We start from the raw sequence: 16,378 nt of genomic DNA on the forward strand, positions 1-16,378 counted from the left end.
GAGACACCCTAGCCGCGCAGGTACGCGAGAACCGCCCGCACCCGGCGGTGGTCGTCCTCGTCGGGGGGCAGGTCCAGCTTGGCAAGCAGGCTGTTGATGTGCTTCGAGACGGCCGCCTCCGACACCACGAGCGTGCGGGCGACCGCCGCGTTGGACCGCCCCTCGGCCATCAGCGCCAGGACGTCGCGCTCGCGCGGGGTGAGCCGCTGCAGCGGGTCGCGGCGGCGGCCCAGCAGTTGCATCACCACCTCCGGGTCGACCACGGTGTGCCCGGCCGCGACCCGGTCCACCGCGTCGACGAACTCGGCCACGTCCCCGATGCGGTCCTTCAGCAGGTACCCGACGTACCCGTTCCGCCCGGAGTCCAGCAGCTCGGCCGCGTACGTCTGCTCCACGTACTGGCTGAGCACCAGCACCGGCAGGTTCGCGAAGGTGGCCCGCAGCGCGATCGCCGCCTGCAGCCCCTCGTCGGTGAACCCCGGCGGCATCCGCACGTCGGTGACCACCAGGTCGGGTGGTGCGGCATGGACCGCGGCGACCAGCTCGTCGGCGGTGCCGACGGCGGCGACGACCTCATGGCCGAACCGCCGCAACAGGCCGGCGATCCCCTCCCGGATGAGAATCCCGTCCTCGGCGATCACGACCCGCACGGAAGCTCCACGTGCACCACCGTAGGCCCTCCGTGCGGGCTGGCGAGCGCGACGGTCCCGCCGACGGCCGCGACCCGGTCGACGAGCCCGGCGAGTCCGGTGCCGCGCGCCGGGTCGGCGCCGCCCCGGCCGTCGTCGCGGATCTGCACGGTGAGGCGGTCGAACACGACCGACGCGACGACCCTGGCCCGCCGCGCGCCGCTGTGCTTGGCGACGTTGGCGAGGGCCTCGACGACGACGAAGTATGCGGTCACCTCGACCGGCTCCGGCAGCCGGGCGGGCAGGGCGATGTCGACGTCGACGGACAGCGGGGCGCGGTCGGCGACCTCGCGGACCGCCGCGGCGAGTCCACGGTCGGTCAGGATCTTCGGGTGTACGCCGCGGATCAGCTCCCGCAGCTCGGCGAGCGCCTCTTTCGCGAGGTCGTGCGCGCGCCGTACCGGATCCGCGGCGGGCGAACCGTCGGGCAGCTCCAGGCGGGCCAGGCCGAGCTGCATGCTCAGCGCCACGAGCCGCTGCTGCGCGCCGTCGTGCAGGTCACGCTCGATGCGGCGGCGCTCGACCTCGAACGCGTCGACCAGCCGCGCCCTGGACCTGGTCAGCTCCACCAGCCGGGGGTCGTCCTCGGCGCGGGGCCCCAGGATCGACCGGGTGATCGCGGCGCGCGCGCCCGCCCAGGCCGTCACCGGGTACAACGCGATCACCGCGAGCGCGAGGCCGGCGACGCTGCCCATGAGCGTCCACCCCAGCGGGGTGTCGTCGATGTAGAGCGGGCCGCAGAGCAGCGCCGTGACCGCCCACACCACGAACGCGACGACGAGCGAGTCGAGCCAGCCCAGGATCGCGCAGATCACGATCGTGTACCCCAGCTCGCGCCAGGTGACCCCTTCTCGCAGCCGGGTCGTCACCCACGCGCGCAGCCCCGGCTCCTCGACGGGACGGTGCAGGTCGGGCAGGTCGACGGCGTCGACGAGCCGCAGCCGCCACCGCTCGACCTTGGCGACGAAGACGCCGGACAGCGCGAACGCGAGGAACCCGGCGATGCCGACCACGAACAGCGTGAGGATCACCCCGAACGCGAGCAGGCCGAACAGCGCCGCCCCCAGGACCACCCCGAAGAGACCGCCGCTGCCGAGGTACAGCAGCGACCGCCACGGCCACGAGGACGTCAGGAACTTCATGGGTGGCAGCGTCAGCGACTCCAACGCGGATCGGACCGGCACCCAGGTGACGCTACCGACCGTGCCGCCCGGGCACGGTATGGCTGGCGTTACCTTCGACTGTCGCCGCAGCGCGACTGTGCCGGGGCCGGCGAAACGGTTGGCTCGACAGCGTGACGACGACATTGCAACTGCGCCAGGCCGTCGAGCTGCACGCGGTCACCCGCCGGTACGGCGCCGGCGAGCAGGCCGTGACCGCCCTCGACCGGGTCTCCGTCGGGTTCGCCCCGGCCAGCTTCACCGCCGTGATGGGCCCCTCGGGCTCCGGCAAGTCCACGCTGCTGCACTGCGCGGCCGGCCTCGACCAGGTCACCGACGGCCGCGTCCTCGTCGACGGGGTGGAGCTCGGGCCGCTGCGGGAGAAGGCCCGCACGCGGCTGCGGCGCGACCGGATCGGCTTCGTGTTCCAGGCGTTCAACCTGGTCGCGTCGCTGACCGCGGCGCAGAACGTGGAGCTGCCGCTGCGCCTCGCCGGCCGCCGGGCCGAGCCGGGGCAGGTCGACGCGATGCTCGCCGAGGTCGGGCTCGCCGACCGGGCCACCCACCGGCCGGGTGAGCTGTCCGGCGGGCAGCAGCAGCGGGTCGCGATCGCCCGGGCCCTCGTCACCAGGCCGGTCGTGGTGTTCGCCGACGAGCCGACCGGGGCCCTCGACGCGACCGCGTCCCGGGAGGTGCTGCGGCTGCTGCGGGCCGCCGTCGACCGGCACGCCCAGACGGTGGTCATGGTGACCCACGACCCACTCGCCGCCGCGTACGCCGACCGGGTCCTCTTCCTCGCCGACGGCGTGATCGTCGAGGACCTGCACGAGCCGCGCGGCGCCGAGCACATCGCGACCCGCATGGCGGCGCTGTCATGACGCTGGCCTCCGTGCGGCACAGGTGGGCCGGGTTCCTCGGCACGTTCGCGGCGCTGCTGCTCGGCGTCGCCGTCATCTCCGGCAGCCTCGCCCTGTGGGCGGCCGCCCAGCCGCGGGTCCCCGACGCGCTCGCGGCCACGGACGCGGTGGTCGCCTCGCCGTCGTTCGATCCCGTCGAGGGCGGTTTTCCGGTGTACCGCCCGTGGTCGCCGGACGAGGTGTCCTCGCTGGTCGCCGACCTCGGCGCGACACCCGGGGTGCTGGCGGCGGTGCCGTTCCGGACGTTCTACGTGCAGCGCCTCGTCGGCGGGCAGCCGGCCGGGAACCCCCGCGACTCGGTCCACAGTGGACGCGCCTGGTCGTCGGCGGGGCTCGGCGGGTACACCATCCGCGACGGCAAACCGCCGGCCGATCGCGGCGAGGTGGCGGTGCCGGCCTCGGCGGGTGTCCCCGTCGGCTCGACGCTGCCGGTCCTGACCGCCGCCGGACCCGCGAGCTGGACGGTGACGGGGGTCTTCGACGGCGAGGGCTTCTACGTCGACGAGGCCACCGCGTCGGAGCTTGCGGGTGGTGTACGGGTGATCGGCGTCCGCTTCGAGCCGGGCGCCTCGGTGCGGCTCGACGCGGGGGCGGCCGGGACGGTGCTCACCGGCGACGCGCGGTCCGCGGTCGAGCCGGAGCAGGACACGCGGACGCGGTGGATCGGCGCGCAGCTGATCATCGCCACCGTGTTCGTCGGCGGGTTCGTCGCGGTGTTCGTGGTGTCGTCGACCTGCGCATTCGCCGTGACGTCGCGGCGGCGGGAGCTCGGGCTGCTGCGCGCCGTCGGCGCCACCCCCGGGCAGGTGCGGCGGCTGCTGCTCACCGAGACCGTCCTCGTCGCGCTCGCCGCCGGGGTGCCCGGCGCGCTGCTCGGCGCTCTTGCCGCACCGCTGCTGGCCGGGCCGTTCGTGGCCGTCGGCCTGGAGCCGGCCGGGTTCACCGTCGGCGTGTCGTGGTGGGCGCTGGGCGTGTCCGTCCTGGCCGGGCTCGTCGTGGCCACGGCCGGGGTGTGGCTCTCCGCGCGCCGGGCCGGGCGGGTGTCGCCGCTGGACGCGCTGCGCGAGGCGGCGGCGGAGCGGCGGCCGATGACGAAGACCCGCTGGGCCCTGGGGAGCCTCTGCGTCCTGGCCGGCGGTGGCCTGGCGCTGCTCCTGCCGGGGTCGACCGCGCAGGACAAGCCGACCATCGTCCTGGCGTCGGCGATGTTCCTGCTGGTCGCGGCGGCGCTGCTGGCCCCTGTCGTCGTTGTTCCGCTGGTACGGCTGACGCCGGCCGGCCGGGGCGCGACGGGCGTGCTGGTCCGGGGCGCGGCGGCCGTATCGGCGCGGCGGCTGGCCTCGGTGGCGGCGCCGGTGCTCGCGGCGGTGGGGTTCGCGGTGCTGCTGGTCGGCACGTTCCAGACCGCCTCGGAGGCGGTGGACATCGAGGACGCCCGGGCCATCCCGGCCGCATCGGTGGCGGCAAGCGTCGCCGGCGCTCCGGGCCTGTCGGAGGCCGCGGTCTCCGCGCAGACTGGGCGCTCCGAGCTGCCGTCCGTCGCCTACCTGCCGTCGGGTGAGTCCATCCCCGTTTCTGGTGTACCCGATTTTTCGGGTTTTTCGGTTCCTTCGGTTTTGGGGTTTCCGGTGGGTTCGGAGGTGGCGCTGCGGTTCGCCGATGGGGTCGTGGTGCCGCTGCGCGTGTCCGGCCTGTCCGACTCGGTGCTGCTGCCGCGGGACCTGGTACGGCGGCACGACCCGACCGCGATGGCGCAGGTGGTGCACCTGTCGGGCGCGTTCGTGCCGTCGCCGGGCGCCGTCGCCATGACGGCCCGGGCCTACGTCGAGCGGGAGGCCGCGAGCGAGAACGACCTGGTGAACCTGTTCCTGGCGGTGCTGCTCGGCATCTCCGTCGGCTACACGGGGCTCGCGGTGGCCAACACCGTGCTCATGGCGACGTACGGGCGGCGGCAGGAGCTGGCGACGCTGCGCCGTACCGGAGCGACGACGGACCAGACGGCGCGCTTCGTGGTCGTCGAGTCACTGCTCGCGGTCACGCTCGGCGTCCTGCTGGGACTGGCGGTCGCCGTGCCGGCCCTCTTCGAGGCGCGGGCCGGGCTGCAGGAGGAGGTCGGCGCGCCTGTGACCCTGGTCATGCCGTGGGCCACGCTGGCCGCCGTGGCGGGTGCGTGCGCGCTGCTTGCGACGTTTGCCTCGCTTGTACCGTTTCTCCGACGGAGGATGTTGTCGGTGGGGGCACGTACCATGGCGGGGTGACTGGTTCGAAGCGCGTTCTGCTCGCCAAGCCCCGCGGCTACTGTGCCGGCGTCGACCGTGCGGTCCAGACGGTCGAGGAGGCGCTGAAGCTCTACGGCGCGCCGATCTATGTCCGCAAGGAGATCGTGCACAACAAGCACGTCGTCGGCACGCTGCAGGCGAAGGGCGCGATCTTCGTGGAGGAGAACGAGGAGGTGCCCGAGGGCGCCATCGTCGTCTTCTCCGCCCACGGCGTCGCCCCCGAGGTCCACGAGCAGGCCGCCGCCCGCTCGCTGAAGGCCATCGACGCGACCTGCCCGCTGGTCACCAAGGTCCACCAGGAGGCCCGCCGGTTCGCCGCCGAGGACTACGACATCCTGCTCATCGGTCACGAGGGGCACGAAGAGGTCATCGGCACGGCCGGCGAGGCCCCCGCCCACATCCAGCTCGTCGACGGCCCCGACGGCGTCGACAAGGTCACCGTCCGCGACCCGTCGAAGGTGGTGTGGCTCTCGCAGACCACGCTCTCGGTCGACGAGACCCTGGAGACGGTCGCCCGCCTCAAGACCAAGCTCCCCCTGCTGATGTCCCCGCCCAGCGACGACATCTGCTATGCCACGTCCAACCGGCAGGACGCCGTGAAGGCCATGGCGCCCAACTGCGACGTGGTGCTGGTCGTCGGCTCCCAGAACTCGTCCAACTCGCAGCGCCTCCGCGAGGTCGCCGTCGACGCGGGCGCCAGCGCGGGCTACCTCATCGACTACGCCCACGAGATCCAGGACGACTGGCTCACCGGCGCCACCACCGTCGGCGTCACCTCCGGCGCCTCGGTCCCCGACGAGCTGGTCATGGAGGTCCTCGACTTCCTGGCCGCCCGCGACTTCACCGACGTCGCCGAGATCACCACGGCCCAGGAGAAGCTCGTGTTCTCCCTGCCCCAGGAGCTCAAGCGCGACATGAAGGCCAACGCCACCGCCCGCGCCGCCGAGGTTGCCAAGACCCTGTCGTAACGACCGCCCCCGACCCGGCGCCGTCCGCGGCGCTTGCCGCCGTCGCTGCTGATGCCCCGCCGCCCCGCCACCACCACCCAGCTCCATGTGGGCGTGGTCGAGGTAGGTGAGGCCGCTGCACAGCGGCGAGGCCGGACGGTCGACCGCGACCCCAGGCAGCCCGCACGACCGAGACGCATCCCAACCCGGACCAGCACAACACGTCGTCCGCCCCGTAGGCACTGCGCTCCGCACGGTGGCCGCTCCACCCGTGCAGCAACTCCTGGCGGTCCGCATTTCTCATGATCCGGAAGACTTTGCGCGGTCCTGGGTACACAAGATCTTCCGGATCACCAGGATGCTGACCACCGCACAACGTCCACCCAGACGGCACAACGCCGAGTGGGGAGATCGCGCTGGCCAGGGGTCGGTGATCGCCTGAGCCAGGCCTGCCCCACCGCGCGAGGACGCCCGGCCCTCGGCTTTCGTGATCCGGAAGACCTTGCGCACCCCTGGGTACACAAACTCTTCCGGATCACGGGGACGCCGGCGCAGAACCGAGCGGGTGCCGATCACGCTGACCGCAGGGGTCGGCGATCGCCTGAGCCATGGCTACCCCACCGCGCGGGGAGACTTGCCGTTCCGTTCTCATGATCCGGAAGACTTTGTGCGGTCCTGGGTACACAGGTCTTCCGGATCACCAGGATGCTGACCACCGCACAACGTCCACCCAGCTGGCGCAACGCCGACCAAGGCAGATCGTGCTGACCAGGGGGCCGGTGATCGCCTGAGCGCCGACCGCCCACCGCGCGAGGACGCCTGGCACTCGGTTCTCATGATCCGGAAGACTTTGCGCACCCCTGGGTACACAAGATCTTCCGGATCACGCGGGGGTGGGTCAGCGGGCGGTGGCGATGACGCTGACGGGTGGGTCGCCGTGGGTGTAGAGGGTGTCGACGACGAGTTGGAGGGCGGGGTTGGCTCGGACGCGGTCGTAGGCGCGGAGCTTGATCTGGTCGCGGTCGAAGTCGATGCGCTCTTTGTCGTTCGGCTGGTAGCGGACCCAGGTCTCCTCGCCGATCATCGGGCCCGCGGTGCCGCGGAGCTTGACCTTGATCGAGGCCAGGAACGGGGCCGCGCCGTCGGGGAAGACCTGGACGCGGACGGTGTAGCTCGCCGACCGGGTATGGCCCTGCTGGTCGACGCTCTGCAGGCCGAAGTCCACGTGAGCGATCTCGCCACGTGCGCTGACTGCCTTGGCGCCGGGTTTCCGGCCGAATCCGAACATGCCGGGGACGGTATCCCCCGGGCCCGCGCCGCCGCGATCATGTGCCCGACACTGCGGTATCGGACGGCCGACCGTCAGCGGAGGACGGCGGTCAGCGGAGGGAGGAGGCCAGGCGCTGGAGCTGGGAGTCGGTGGCGCGGCCGAAGATGATGACGGTGCGGGTGGGGGTGGACTGGATGAGGGCGCGTTCGCCCGGGCGGGCGTCGTCGTGGCGCTGCCAGTCGGTGCCGTTGATCGAGACCCGGGCGCCGGCGGAACCGGCGGGGCCGATGATCGACGGGATGAGGGTGGCGGCTGGCTGGGCGCTCTGGGCGAGCTGCATGGCGCCGTCGGAGGGGGCGGTCACGCCCAGGCGCAGGATGCCGTCGGTGTAGGTGGCCGAGGCGATCCGCCAGCCCGGTGGCAGATCGGTGGGGCGCAGCGGGGTGAACTGGCGGGCGCGCTCGACCGAGCCGTACACCTCGGTGGTGTCGACGGCCGGCGGGTCCTCGTGGCCGAGGTAGCGGTAGAAGCCGACCAGCAGGAAGACCGGCACCAGCAAGACCAGCATCGACAGCGCCATGTCGCGCGGACGGCGACCGGCGCGCTCCGAAGAAGCAGAGGCCGACGAGGCAGAAGCCGACGACGAGGAGCCAGCGGGTGCGGGAGCAGCGGTTTCCACACCCCCATCGTGAACCATCGGATGGAAGTTGCCACAACCGCCCGGCCACTAGCGACGCGGAACACGTCGGCCTGACACGATTGAGGATGGCCCGCCCGCCCACGCAACGCCGCGCGAGGAGAGCACACACATGAGTCGTGAGATGGATCGGAATCTGGCCCTCGACCTGGTACGAGTCACGGAGGCCGCGGCCATGGCCGCCGGACGGTGGGTCGGACGGGGGGACAAGAACGGCGGCGACGGTGCGGCCGTCGACGCGATGCGCCTGCTGATCAACTCGGTGCCGATGCAGGGCGTCGTGGTGATCGGCGAGGGCGAGAAGGACAACGCGCCGATGCTGTACAACGGCGAGCGGGTCGGGGACGGGACAGGCCCCGAGGTGGACGTGGCGGTCGACCCGGTCGACGGGACGACGCTGATGAGCAAGGGGATGCCCAACGCGGTGGCGGTGCTGGCCGTCGCGGAGCGCGGGGCGATGTTCGACCCGAGCGCCGTGTTCTACATGGAGAAGCTGGCGGTCGGGCCGGACTATGCGGACGTGATCAACATCGACGCCGGCGTCGAGGAGAACCTGCGGCGCATCGCGCGGGTGAAGCGGGCCGGGGTGGACGAGGTCACGGTCTGCATCCTGGACCGGCCCCGGCACAAGCAGCTGATCCAGGATGTGCGGCGGACCGGGGCCCGGATCCGGTTCATCTCCGACGGGGACATCGCGGGGGCGATCAGCGCCGCCCGCGAGGGTTCGGAGACCGACGTGCTGATGGGCATCGGCGGCACGCCCGAGGGCATCGTCGCCGCGGTGGCCCTGAAGTGCATGGGTGGCGCGATCCAGGCCAAGCTGTGGCCCCAGGACGACGCCGAGCGGGAGAAGGCCGTCGCCGCCGGCCACGATCTCGGTCGCGTGCTGCACACCGACGACCTGGTCAGCGGCGACAACATGTTCTTCTGCGCGACCGGGGTGACCAGCGGCGACCTGCTCAAGGGCGTCCGCTACCGGAGGGGTGGGGCGGAGACGCAGTCGATCGTGATGCGGTCCCGGTCGGGCACGATCCGGGTGGTCGACTCGTTCCACCGCCTGGAGAAGCTGCGGGCCTACTCGCTGGTCGACTTCGACGGGATCCTGCCGCCGCTGGCGATCGAGCCCGAGGGTGCGCTACCCAGCACTGGCTGACGAGAGGCTGAGCACCGACCGGACGGCCTCGTCGACCGGCGTGTGCGTCAGGCCGAACGTCGCGGTGACCCGGGACGAGTCCATGACGAACGGCCTGACGTGCTGGTGGCGCACCTCGCGGAACTCCTTGGCGAACTTGTCGGTCAGCCCGGCGGCCCATACCGCGGCCGCCGGGTAGGAGCGCAGGCGCGGGGCGGGCAGGCCGGCGACGCGGGCCACGGTGTCCAGCAGCGACCGGCCCGTCATCGGCGGCGGCGAGGGCACGTGCCACGCCCTGCCCCATGCCCGCTCGTCGGTCGCGAGCGAGATGAGCGTGTCGGCGACATCGCCGATGTACGTGTAGCTGTGCGGCACGTCCAGGGCGCCGGGCAGCCACGCGGTCGTCCCGGCCCGCATCGCCGGCAGCGCCATCTCGATGATCGACGAGGTGGGGCTGATGTAGTCCGATGCGCGGGCCTCGAACGTACGGATGCCGGCGCCCAGCGCGTCGCGCCACATCGCCACCCGGACGCGACCCTTGCGACCCGTCGCCGCGAGCGGCGTGTCCTCGGTCATCGGGCCGGTGACGGGCCCGTAGCCGTACAGGTTGCCGGTGATCGCGAGGACGGCGTCGTTGGCGGCCGCGGCCCGGATCAGCGCGTCGTTGATCGGCGGCCAGTCGGTCGTCCAGGCGTGGTACAGCGGGTTGACGCAGTTGTAGATGACGGTGGCGCCGGCGGCGATCCGGCGCAGGGCGGCCGCGTCGGCGGCGTCCGCGGCGACCCGCTCGATCAGCGGGTGGGCGGGCCCGCCGCCGGAGCGGCTGACGATCTTGACGGGCTCACCGAACTCCGCGAGCCGCGCCGCGATGATCGAGCCGACGGCGCCGGCACCGACGATGACCTGCATGACTGCCTCCCCTGACGACGATTTCAAGAGCACTGCTCTCTCAGTAGAGCACGTGTCGTCGGGCGAAACAAGAGCAGTGCTCTCTCAAAAGAGCATGAGACTATGTACGGCATGAAGGCGACAGGTATCAGGGCGCGGGTCCGTGCGGAGATGACCGAGGAGATCAAGGCGATCGCCCGGCGGCACCTGGCCACCGACGGGGCCAACCTGTCGCTGCGCGCCGTGGCCCGCGACCTCGGCGTCGTCTCCTCGGCGATCTACCGGTACTTCGCCAGCCGGGACGACCTGCTGACGGCGCTGATCCTCGACGCGTACAACTCCCTCGGGCAGACCGTCGAGGACCGGGAGCGCACGGTCGGCCGCGACGACCTCACCGGCCGCTGGATGGCGGTCTGCGACGCGGTGCGCGGGTGGGCGCTGGAGCGCCCGCACGAGTACGCGCTGATCTACGGCAGCCCCGTGCCCGGATACCAGGCGCCCACGGACACCGTCGCCGCGGCGACCAGGGCGGTCACCGTGCTGGGCACGATCATCCAGGACGCCGCGGTGGCGCGCCGCCTGCCGCCCGGGCCGCCGGAGCCCGTCCCTGACGCGGTCGCGGAGGATGTACGGCGGGCCGGCGCCGTGATCGCCCCGGACGTGCCCGACGCCGTGACGGCCCGCGCCCTGTCCGCCTGGGTCACGCTCTTCGGCCTGGTCAGCTTCGAGGTGTTCGGCCAGCTCAACAACGTCGTCGAGCACCGCGACGAGTTCTTCGAGCACCAGATGCGGGCGCAGGCCGGGTTCGTGGGGATCTGATCCAGGTCAGGGGTCCAGGGGGTCTAGGGGGTCGGGATGCCGAAGCCGACGGTGGTCCCGCTGCCCTCGATGGACTCCAGCGCGATCCATCCGCCGTGCGCCTCGACGATCGCCTTGCTGATCGCCAGGCCCAGGCCGCTGCCCTTGATCGCCCGTTTCTGCGCGTCGGCGGTACGGAAGAAGCGGGTGAACAACATGCTCTGCTCGTGCTCGGGGATGCCGACCCCGGTGTCACGGATCCAGACGACGACCTCGCCGTCGCGCTCGCGGCCGGTCACCGTGATCGCTCCGCCCGCGTCGGAGAACTTGACCGCGTTGGTCAGCAGGTTGAGCGCGACGCGTTCGATCTGCTCGCCGTCGCCCTGCACGACCGGGATGTGCTCGTCGACGTCGAGGGTGATGCTGAGGCCGGCCGCCTCGACGGAGGGCCGGATCGCCTCGTACGCGGCGTCGATGATCTGCCGCATCTGCACCGGCCCGACGCTGAGCGTGAGCGTGCCGGACTCGATGCGGGAGAAGGTCAGCAGGTCCTCGATGAGGTCGAGCAGGCGGCGCCCGTTGCGGTCGATGATGCCGACGATCTTGCGTTCGGTCGCGCCGAGGGAGCTGGCGTGCGCGTCGGCGAGGATCTCGGTGTAGCCGCGGATGCTGGTCAGCGGCGTGCGCAGCTCGTGGGAGACGGTCGCGACGAACTCGCTCTTGAGCCGGTCGAGCTCCTGCAGGTCGCTGTTGGTGCGGGCGAGCTTCGCCGCCTGGCGCTGCAGGGCCTCCTCGGCGCGCCGGCGGTCGGTGACGTCGGCGATCTGGTGCACCACGTGGTGCGCCCCGTGATGGCCCCGGCCGCGGGCGCTGCCGCCCGAGCCGATGAGCGACGCCGAGTACTGCCCCCACAGGGGCGCGCCGTCGGAGCGGCACAGCCGCAGCTCCTTGCTGACCTTCTCGGCCTCGCCGGCGACGAGGCGCTTCATCTTCTCCGCGACGATCGGCCGGTCCTCCTCGGCGACCATGTCCAGCAGCAGCTGCGAGGGCTGCAGCCCGGTCATGCGGGCCAGCTCCTGGTTGACCTCCAGCACGTGCCCGTCGAGGTCGGTGACGGCCATGCCGACCGGGGCGTGGTCGAACGCGGCGCGGAACGTCTCCTCCGCGCGGCGCTGGTCGGCGGCGAGCCGCTGCTGCGACAGGGCGTGCTGCACGGCCGAGCCGAGCCGGCTGAGCCGGTCCTTGAGCAGGTAGTCGACGGCGCCGTGGCGCAGCGCGTCCACGCACGACTCCTCGCTCATCGCGCCGCTGACCACGATCGCCGGGATGTCGTAGCCGCCGGCGCGCAGCATGTGCAGCGCCTCCAGGGCGTTGAACTGCGGCAGCGAGTAGTCGGCGAGGATCACCTGCGGCAGGCCTTCGGGGTCGTCGAGCGCGGCCTGGAACTCCGCCCGGGACTCGACCCGCCGCCACGTGGGCGCGAAGCCGGCCCGCCGCAGCTCGAACACGAGCATCTCGGCGTCGTCGGGGTTGTCCTCGAGGAGCAGGATCCTCATGAGTGCTGGTCGGTCAGGTTGAGCCCCAGCCAGTACAGGCCGATGCTGTTGACGGCGGACAGGAACTGCTCCATGTCGACGGGCTTGACGATGTAGCTGTTGGCGCCCAGCTCGTAGCAGGCGTGCAGGTCGCGGTCCTGCGCCGACGAGGTGAGCATGACGACCGGGATGTGGCGGGTGCGCGCGTCGGCCTTGACCCGGCGCAGCACGTCGATGCCGTCGACCAGCGGGAGCTTGATGTCCAGCAGCACGACCTGCGGCGGGTCGGCGGCGGCCCGCCCGAACAGGTAGTCGAGGGCCTCGGCGCCGTCGCGGGCGACGTCGACGTTGCGGGCGAACCTGCCCCGCTCGAAGGCCAGGCGGGCGAGCTCCAGGTCGTCGGGATTATCCTCGACGAGCAGGACCCTGTTCGACAGCGGTTTCATCCGCCCACCTCCAACAGCGTGTCTGCGTATGCCGGAAGGGTGAAGTAGAAGGTGGCCCCCTCGCCGGGCGCCGCGTCGGCCCAGATCTGGCCGCCGTGCCGCACCACGATGCGGTGGGTGAGCGCGAGCCCGATGCCGGTGCCCTCGTAGTCCTCGGCGCGGTGCAGCCGCTGGAAGACCTTGAACAGCTTGTCGGCGTACCGCATGTCGAAGCCGGCGCCGTTGTCCCTCACGTAATACACGGCGTCGCCCCCGACGCCCGGCATTGCAGCGTCCGCCTCCGTGGTGACCTTGTGGCCGACCTCGATCCGGGCCGGGGAGACGGCGCGGGTGTACTTGACCGCGTTGCCGACCAGGTTGGCCACCACGTGCCGGATCAGCCGCGGGTCGCCCTGGGCGTCCGGCAGGTCCCCCACGGTCAGGACGATGTCGCGGTCGCCGCGCTCGACGCTCAGCTCGTCCCAGACGTCGGCGACGAGCTGGTCGAGGTGGACGCGCAGGCTCGCCATCTCCTGCCGTTGCAGCCGGGAGAACGCGAGCAGCCCGTCGATCAGCTCGCCCATCTGCTGCGCGCCGGCGCGGATGCGGGACAGGTACCGGCGGCCCTGCTCGTCGAGCGCGTCGCCGTGATCAAGGGCGAGCATCTTGGCGAAGCCGTCCACGGCCCGCAGCGGCGCCCGGAGGTCGTGGGAGACGCTGTACGAGAAGGACTCCAGCTCCGCGTTGGCCTCGCGCAGGTCGGCGGTGCGCTCCGCGACGCGCAGCTCCAGCTCCGCGTTGAGCCGCTCGACCGCCCGCTCGGCCGTCTTGCGCTCGGTGACGTCCTGGCCGACCTTGACGAAGCCGCGGATCGAGCCGTCGGGGCCGCGCACCGCCGTGAGCGTGCCGTGCACCCAGAAGCGGCTGCCGTTGTGCCGCACCCGCGGGCCGTCGATCTCGACCCGGCCGTACTCCGCCGCCTGCGCGAGGATGTGCTGCGGCACCCCCTCGGCGGCCTCCTCCGGCGTGAAGAACATCGCGTAGGAGCGGCCGATGACCTCGTCCTCGCGGTACCCCTTGAGCCGTTCGGCGTTGGCGGACCAGCTCATCACGGCCCCGTCGGGGTCCAGCATGTAGATCGCGTAGTCGCGGGCGCCGTCCAGCAGCAGCTGCAACAGCTCCTCGGAGGCGCGCACCTTCTCGTCGGCGTCGTGCAGGTCGGTGACGTCGCGCAGCACGGCGACCGCGCCGCCGTCGCCGTCCTGGTGGACCAGCCGCCGGAGCCGCACGTCCAGCCGGCGGCCCCGCACGATGATCTCGGCCTGCGCCTCGAGGGGGCGCTGCACCAGGTCCTCGAACCGGAACGGGGTGACGCCGTCGCTCTCGTACGCGTCGAGCAGCCGCGCCCACTCGGCCGGCGGTTGCCGCTCGACGTCGTCGCCGAGCAGCTCGCGGGCGCTCGGGTTGAGCCACATCGCGGCACCGTCGGGGCCGATGAGCACCACGCCGTCGCCGATCGTGTTCATCACCGCGGACAGCAGCGTCGCCTGGTGCCGCAGGTCCGCGGTGGCCTGGGCGACCCAGTCCTCGGCCCGGCGGCGCGAGGTCGCGAGGGTGTAGACGAGCACGGCGGTGACGACGGTGAGCGCGAGCCCGCTGAACACCATGCCCGCGTCGAGGTGGCTCTCGGCGCCCATCAGGGCCTCGCTGTCGGTGACGACCATCAGCCGCCACTGCTGGTCGGCGACCTGCACGATGACGCTGCGGCGCAGGTCGGGCCCGCCGACGTGCTGCCGCGAGATGCGGGCCATCGGCACCCACGCGTTGTCCTCGATCGCGGACAGCGTCACGTCCACCAGCTCGCGGGACGGCTGGAGCATCGTGTCGGTGAAGAAGGCCTGCATCCGCACGGTCAGCTCGACGAACCCGCGCAGCTCGCCGGTGACCTGGTCCACGACCCGCTGCAGCAGCACCACGGAGTGCTGCCGCTCCTGCTCCGGCAGGTCGGCGTCGCGCGGCAGCAGGTACGGGCCGGAGAGCGCCGGCAGCCCGATCCGCAGCGCCCGCTCCAGGGCCCGGGCCGCCTCCGGCGCCGTGGTGAGGTCCTGGCCGACGCCGTCGCTCGTGTCCTGCGCCAGGTTGCGCTGCAGGACCGTGAAGTAGTGCCGGCCGGCGTCGGTGGCCGGGCGCAGCGTCAGCCCGACCGCGCCGCGGGCCCGCCAGTCGTCCTGGGCGGCCTGGACGTCGGAGCGCTGCACGGCGACGACGAAGTCGGCGGACGCGGCGCCGGGCAGCCAGAGCCGGCCGAGCGGGGCGGTGGCGGAGGTGAACGAGGTGGCGTCGATCTTCGGCAGCGCCTCCAGGCCGCCGGCGACGAGCTGCACCGCGTCGACGTACCGCTGGGCGGTGGACGCCACCGCCTCCTGCGCGGCGGCGACCCGCCGGTCGAGGGTCTGGCCGGCGTTGTCCAGCTCGACGCGGTGCATCAGCAGGCCCGCCCCGCCGGAGACCAGCAGGCCGAGCAGCACCACCCCGAGGACCTGGAGACGGACGCCCACCACGCTCTGCAGATCGGCGGTGCGCTGCGGTTACTGAGAAGTTGCTCACCCGTTGTCGGACGAGTGCCCCGGGAAGAGGTGGGCGGCCGGGTCGATGATCACGGCGGCGTTGTTGACGGCGGTGGCGGCCTCCCCGAAGCCGACCGCGATGAGCCGGACCTTGCCCGGGTATTCGCTGATGTCGCCGGCGGCGAACACCCGCGGCAGGTTGGTGGCGGTGGTCGAGTCGACCTTGATGTGGCGCTTGTCCAGCTCGAGGCCCCAGTCGGCGAGGGGGCCGAGGTCGGCGGTGAAGCCCAGCGCGGCGACGACGGAGTCGGCGGGGAGGGTGCGCGGTGCCGCGCCGCGGACGGCGACGTCGACGCCCGTGCACCTGGCATCTCCGAGAATCCGGGTGACCTCGGCGTTGACGATGATCTCGATCGGCAGGGCCTGCACGCGGGCGACGGTCGAGGCGTGCGCCCGGAACTTCTCGCGGCGGTGCACGAGCGTCACCGACCTGGCGACCGGCTCCAGCGCGAGGGCCCAGTCGAAGGCGGAGTCGCCACCGCCGACGATGACGACGTCGTGCCCGGCCAGGTCGGCCAGGTGCGGCACGAAGAAGAGCAGGCCGTCGCCGGTGAACCCGTCGGCGGCGGGCAGCGGGCGGGCCGTGAAGCTGCCGAGCCCGCCGGTGATGAGCACGGCGCCGCAGCGCAGGACGGTGCCGTCGGACATCGTCAGCACGGGGCGGCCGTCGTCGTACGTGAGGCCCTCGGCCCGCACGCCGAGCAGGTAATGGGGGTGGAACTGCCCGGCCTGCTCGACGAGGTTGGCGACCAGGTCGCGGCCGCGGATGCCGGGGAACCCCGCGACGTCGAAGATCATCTTTTCGGGGTACATCGCCGTGACCTGGCCGCCGGGCTCCGGCAGCGCGTCGATCAGGGCGGCGCTGAGGCCCCGGAAGCCGGCGTAATAGGCACCGAAGAGTCCGGCCGGTCCCGCGCCGACGATGGCCAGGTCGACATCCCGCATACGGGGAACGCTATGCGGCGCCGGTGCCGATGACCAGAGGACACCGCAGCCTGCCGCGGCGCCGGCTTC

At 72.4% G+C, this 16,378-nt stretch carries 14 protein-coding genes; 5 read left to right on the forward strand and 9 right to left on the reverse strand.

Annotated features, from left to right (window positions below; translation table 11 throughout):
- Positions 1-8: 8 nt before the first annotated feature.
- Together ACQEVZ_RS21365 and ACQEVZ_RS21370 are read right to left on the reverse strand one after the other, a co-directional pair.
- Complete coding sequence (locus ACQEVZ_RS21365; RefSeq protein ID WP_344503770.1) at positions 9-650, reverse strand: response regulator transcription factor; 642 nt, start codon at positions 648-650, stop codon at positions 9-11.
- Positions 638-1,831, reverse strand: a complete 1,194-nt coding sequence (locus ACQEVZ_RS21370; RefSeq protein ID WP_433369148.1) for a sensor histidine kinase — start codon at positions 1,829-1,831, stop codon at positions 638-640. Before ACQEVZ_RS21370 ends, ACQEVZ_RS21365 begins: the two co-directional genes overlap by 13 nt.
- 152 nt (positions 1,832-1,983) lie before the next feature.
- Between ACQEVZ_RS21370 and ACQEVZ_RS21375 the strand changes: the two genes are divergently transcribed.
- Genes ACQEVZ_RS21375 through ACQEVZ_RS21385 form a run of 3 tightly spaced genes read left to right on the forward strand, consistent with a single transcriptional unit; the run spans position 1,984 to position 6,013 of the window.
- The gene (locus ACQEVZ_RS21375; protein WP_344503772.1) at positions 1,984-2,727 is read left to right on the forward strand and encodes an ABC transporter ATP-binding protein; all 744 of its coding nucleotides are present in this window, start codon (positions 1,984-1,986) and stop codon (positions 2,725-2,727) included.
- An 11-nt stretch (positions 2,728-2,738) separates the two neighbouring features.
- Positions 2,739-5,024 carry an FtsX-like permease family protein gene (locus ACQEVZ_RS21380; RefSeq protein ID WP_433369153.1) on the forward strand — a complete coding sequence of 762 codons (2,286 nt, stop codon included), beginning with the start codon at positions 2,739-2,741 and terminating at the stop codon, positions 5,022-5,024.
- On the forward strand, positions 5,021-6,013 hold the full coding sequence (locus tag ACQEVZ_RS21385; protein ID WP_433369156.1) for a 4-hydroxy-3-methylbut-2-enyl diphosphate reductase: 993 nt from the start codon (positions 5,021-5,023) through the stop codon (positions 6,011-6,013). Before ACQEVZ_RS21380 ends, ACQEVZ_RS21385 begins: the two co-directional genes overlap by 4 nt.
- Positions 6,014-6,890: 877 nt before the next feature.
- On the opposite strand, the gene ACQEVZ_RS21390 is transcribed toward ACQEVZ_RS21385, so the two are convergent.
- Both ACQEVZ_RS21390 and ACQEVZ_RS21395 read right to left on the reverse strand, forming a co-directional pair.
- Positions 6,891-7,280, reverse strand: coding sequence for a hypothetical protein (locus ACQEVZ_RS21390; protein WP_344503775.1), 390 nt, complete (start codon positions 7,278-7,280; stop codon positions 6,891-6,893).
- 91 nt (positions 7,281-7,371) lie between these two features.
- Positions 7,372-7,959: a DUF4245 family protein gene (locus ACQEVZ_RS21395; protein ID WP_433369159.1), complete on the reverse strand. Its 588-nt coding sequence runs from the start codon at positions 7,957-7,959 to the stop codon at positions 7,372-7,374.
- Between the two features lie 112 nt (positions 7,960-8,071).
- Here ACQEVZ_RS21395 and glpX point away from each other — a divergent pair, with 112 nt between their 5' ends.
- Positions 8,072-9,112: a class II fructose-bisphosphatase gene (glpX, locus tag ACQEVZ_RS21400; protein WP_344503778.1), complete on the forward strand. Its 1,041-nt coding sequence runs from the start codon at positions 8,072-8,074 to the stop codon at positions 9,110-9,112.
- Here glpX and ACQEVZ_RS21405 read toward each other — a convergent pair.
- Entirely contained in the window at positions 9,095-10,000 is a 906-nt protein-coding gene (locus ACQEVZ_RS21405) for an NAD-dependent epimerase (protein ID WP_344503779.1), read from the reverse strand. The genes glpX and ACQEVZ_RS21405 overlap by 18 nt on opposite strands.
- Positions 10,001-10,111: 111 nt before the next feature.
- Between ACQEVZ_RS21405 and ACQEVZ_RS21410 the strand changes: the two genes are divergently transcribed.
- On the forward strand, positions 10,112-10,798 hold the full coding sequence (locus ACQEVZ_RS21410) for a TetR/AcrR family transcriptional regulator (RefSeq protein WP_433369164.1): 687 nt from the start codon (positions 10,112-10,114) through the stop codon (positions 10,796-10,798).
- Positions 10,799-10,821: 23 nt separating this feature from the next.
- On the opposite strand, the gene ACQEVZ_RS21415 is transcribed toward ACQEVZ_RS21410, so the two are convergent.
- The 4 genes from ACQEVZ_RS21415 to ACQEVZ_RS21430 are packed head-to-tail and all read right to left on the reverse strand — an operon-like array spanning position 10,822 to position 16,309.
- Positions 10,822-12,333, reverse strand: a complete 1,512-nt coding sequence (locus ACQEVZ_RS21415) for an ATP-binding protein (RefSeq protein WP_433369167.1) — start codon at positions 12,331-12,333, stop codon at positions 10,822-10,824.
- Positions 12,330-12,758 (reverse strand): response regulator, encoded by a 429-nt coding sequence (locus ACQEVZ_RS21420; RefSeq protein ID WP_344503782.1) that lies wholly within the window; start codon positions 12,756-12,758, stop codon positions 12,330-12,332. The genes ACQEVZ_RS21415 and ACQEVZ_RS21420 overlap by 4 nt, the downstream gene beginning before the upstream one ends.
- Positions 12,755-15,295 (reverse strand): PAS domain S-box protein, encoded by a 2,541-nt coding sequence (locus tag ACQEVZ_RS21425; protein WP_433369170.1) that lies wholly within the window; start codon positions 15,293-15,295, stop codon positions 12,755-12,757. The genes ACQEVZ_RS21420 and ACQEVZ_RS21425 overlap by 4 nt, the downstream gene beginning before the upstream one ends.
- Positions 15,296-15,340: 45 nt before the next feature.
- Positions 15,341-16,309 carry an NAD(P)/FAD-dependent oxidoreductase gene (locus ACQEVZ_RS21430; protein WP_433369173.1) on the reverse strand — a complete coding sequence of 323 codons (969 nt, stop codon included), beginning with the start codon at positions 16,307-16,309 and terminating at the stop codon, positions 15,341-15,343.
- Positions 16,310-16,378: the final 69 nt, after the last annotated feature.

Origin of the sequence: Dactylosporangium sp. CA-152071, assembly GCF_050936335.1 — a bacterium.
Taxonomy (GTDB): Bacteria; Actinomycetota; Actinomycetes; order Mycobacteriales; family Micromonosporaceae; genus Dactylosporangium; species Dactylosporangium maewongense.

Bases quoted from the DNA above. Each gene is read 5' to 3' on its own strand.
- ACQEVZ_RS21395 (WP_433369159.1), bottom strand. From the start codon at position 7,959: ATGGTTCACGATGGGGGTGTGGAAACCGCTGCTCCCGCACCCGCTGGC.
- glpX (WP_344503778.1), top strand. From the start codon at position 8,072: ATGAGTCGTGAGATGGATCGGAATCTGGCCCTCGACCTGGTACGAGTC.
- ACQEVZ_RS21405 (WP_344503779.1), bottom strand. From the start codon at position 10,000: ATGCAGGTCATCGTCGGTGCCGGCGCCGTCGGCTCGATCATCGCGGCG.
- ACQEVZ_RS21410 (WP_433369164.1), top strand. From the start codon at position 10,112: ATGAAGGCGACAGGTATCAGGGCGCGGGTCCGTGCGGAGATGACCGAG.
- ACQEVZ_RS21415 (WP_433369167.1), bottom strand. From the start codon at position 12,333: ATGAGGATCCTGCTCCTCGAGGACAACCCCGACGACGCCGAGATGCTC.
- ACQEVZ_RS21390 (WP_344503775.1), bottom strand. From the start codon at position 7,280: ATGTTCGGATTCGGCCGGAAACCCGGCGCCAAGGCAGTCAGCGCACGT.
- ACQEVZ_RS21430 (WP_433369173.1), bottom strand. From the start codon at position 16,309: ATGCGGGATGTCGACCTGGCCATCGTCGGCGCGGGACCGGCCGGACTC.
- ACQEVZ_RS21420 (WP_344503782.1), bottom strand. From the start codon at position 12,758: ATGAAACCGCTGTCGAACAGGGTCCTGCTCGTCGAGGATAATCCCGAC.
- ACQEVZ_RS21370 (WP_433369148.1), bottom strand. From the start codon at position 1,831: ATGAAGTTCCTGACGTCCTCGTGGCCGTGGCGGTCGCTGCTGTACCTC.